General features: G+C 37.6%; 2 protein-coding genes. Both read right to left on the bottom strand.

Translation table 11 applies throughout. The features are described from left to right. The coding region (locus tag PLA12_04060) for a fused MFS/spermidine synthase (protein ID HOQ31671.1) at positions 1–2,421 on the bottom strand (2,421 nt) is incomplete at its 3' end. A gap of 45 nt (positions 2,422–2,466) precedes the next feature. After that, positions 2,467–2,780: hypothetical protein (locus PLA12_04055; GenBank protein HOQ31670.1), on the bottom strand; the 314-nt coding region annotated here is incomplete at its 5' end.

Here is a 2,780-nt window from a genome sequence, read left to right as displayed (position 1 = left end):
TATGGCTTCTGAAAATCGTTTTTCCTGCATGAGTAATTGTGTTAATATAACATAGGCATCATTAAAATTGGGGCGTTGCTGGATTATACTCATTAGGTCCTGTGTGGCTTGTTGGGTTTGCCCTTTTTCTGCTTTTTGAATGATGCGTATTAAACGGCGGATGTATGGGGTTTCTTCGGTTAGCGAAACCATAGGAGCCAGCAAGTTTTCAACGGGGGCATATTGGTCTGTGAGTATTGGTGCATAATTGTAGGAATTGAGTTCTTTTATTTTTTCTACGGGAATATAATAACCGTTGGAGCCGTGCTTCGTGCGGACCCAGTCTTTTATTTCTTCCGCAGGTATAGGTTTCTTCGAACAAATAAGGATAAAGGTATCCCTTACCATAGGGTCGTTCATGGTTGAATATACATACGTGTAAGGGAATACTTCGCTGCAAGTTTTATACATAGAAGTAATAAAATTAGCAAATTGGAGGCAATCTATCATATTGCACATATAAATACCCCGTGGAGATAAAATTGTATAGATTTTTTCGACAAACTCTTTTGTTGTTAGATGAAAGGGGACTGTATAGTCACTAAAAGAGTCGTTAATAATGCAATCGTAAAAGCCTTCTTGTGTTCCTTTCCTTATTTGCTTTACTAAATCTTCCACCCGATTTCGACCGTCCTGATGATAAATGGATAAACGAGTATCATCAGGTAATCCTAATGCCGTATGTGCGGTTTTTGTAACCTCGGGGTCTATCTCTGCTACTTCAATATTACATTGCGGATATTCTACTTCTAAAAAATGGCAGAAGGTATATCCGTCTCCACCAATAACGAGGATATGTTTGGGACCTGTGTCCTGAAAAGCAAACCGAATCCCCGCATCAAAGAAATGTTCGTAGATACCCATCAATTTCAACGGCTGATTCATGTCTTTACGGTTATGAATCATTTTATCCAAAATAAGGTCTCTAATGTAAGGGCGTTCAGGGTCTGGGGTTCTAACTTTGATATAGTTGTAATGACTTTCCTTTTCGAGGATAACATCGGGCGTATGATATGTTTTTACTGCCAATTGTATGGCGAGGGAATCCCATGGTGAGTAAGGAGCCATAGCACTTAACATTAGAAGAAGGCTGAACCCGACATAAGGAATTGCAAGCCATTTATTATTTGCTATCCACAAAAAGAGTAGTGATGATACAATTACAATAAACATTAATGTTAAATTCGAACCCCAATAGGCGATTGTATAATAGCCGGTTATCAGAACTCCTAATATTCCCCCGATTGCATTCATTGCATAAATCTTACCAATCTTTTTCCCCTGAATTTCTCCCTTTACTTCAGCAGGAATCATACGCACCAAAAGCGGAGATAAGGTTCCAAAGGCAATACTTGCAGGACCAAAAACAATAAGGGAATGTATGAATATTTGAACAGGCCAGGAAAGGTCCCAGAATAAAGAATTCCATGGCACTAATATATGTAATAAAGGAATAAATAATGTAGTTATACTTGTAAAAAATAAAAAGAAGGTAATCATCTTTCGCGGGTTAAAGTGGTGTCCTAAATATCCACCTAAATAACCACCAATAGAAAGAGAACCCAAAACCACACCGATTATTGTTGTCCATGTGTATAACGAATTACCAAAGTTTTGTGCCAGAAGTCTACCCGCAACAATTTCCAGTATCATTATCCCTGCACCTGCCCAGAAAGAGAGTAAAAGCAATTTATAAAAAGGTTGCGAATCTCCTTCCCATGAAACCTTGTTCTTTTCCACCTGTTGATTATCGGTTTCGTCATCTGACTGCAAGATAGGTCTGTATATGTTTCCAGCAACAAAGTAGGCTATAGAAATAAGGAATAGAATGGTGGAAGATATAATGAGCAAGGTTGTATAAGAAAAGTAGGCAAGCAGAATATATCCCGTTATAAAAGTCCCGATAAGACTTCCCAACAACGAAAAGGCGAAGAAAATCCCTACACGGATTCCTACCTGAGAACTAATTTGTATTAATAAGTGGGTGAGAACAGGTGAGATTGTGCCTAACAATAAAAAGGGTATTATGAATAGCAGAAAAATATGTATAAAAATACGCCATTCCCAAGAAAAACTCAGAAGGAATCCTAAATTTCCAAGAATATGATTTGCATAAGAAATAAGAAGGATAACCATAGAGGCTAAAAGAAATTGTATCGGGATTGTGCGGTGGTTTGAAAACTTATCTGCAAGTATTCCTCCGATATGATTTCCAAATGCAATACCCGCAAGTGTTGTAGCAATAATCCCTGTCCAGGTGAATAAACTTTGTCCTAAATATTGGGCTATTACCCTACCCGCAACCAGTTGCAAAAACATAATCGCCATACTGGATGTAAATACCGTTAAATAAATTGCCCAAGGTTGGGTTTTTAACTTCATAAAATATTTTAATATGTTGTTGTTTTTTAATCGCTACCGTTAGTTTTAAGCGTTATCGCCATTACGGTCTCTACGGATAATAAATATTGTCCCTGCAATGAAGTATGCAAATGTGGGATATAGTAAAATATGATGGAATGATTGAAGGTTTTGCATAAATCCATTTGTGCCTTTTAGGAATACTGAGATTGCCATTGCTAAACATATTACTAATGACAAGCCTGCAATAACACCTGATAAAAGCAATACTGGGTCAGTTAAGGAAGAAGTTTCTTTGCTTTTTTGAGATTTAGATACAGGCCCTAATTTTCGATTTTCCGCTGTGGGAATGATTTCCTCTGCATCTGCAGGAACATCCC

The organism is Candidatus Hydrogenedens sp., assembly GCA_035378955.1.
Taxonomy (GTDB): domain Bacteria; phylum Hydrogenedentota; class Hydrogenedentia; order Hydrogenedentales; family Hydrogenedentaceae; genus Hydrogenedens.
This window is presented reverse-complemented; position numbering and strand designations above follow the sequence as displayed.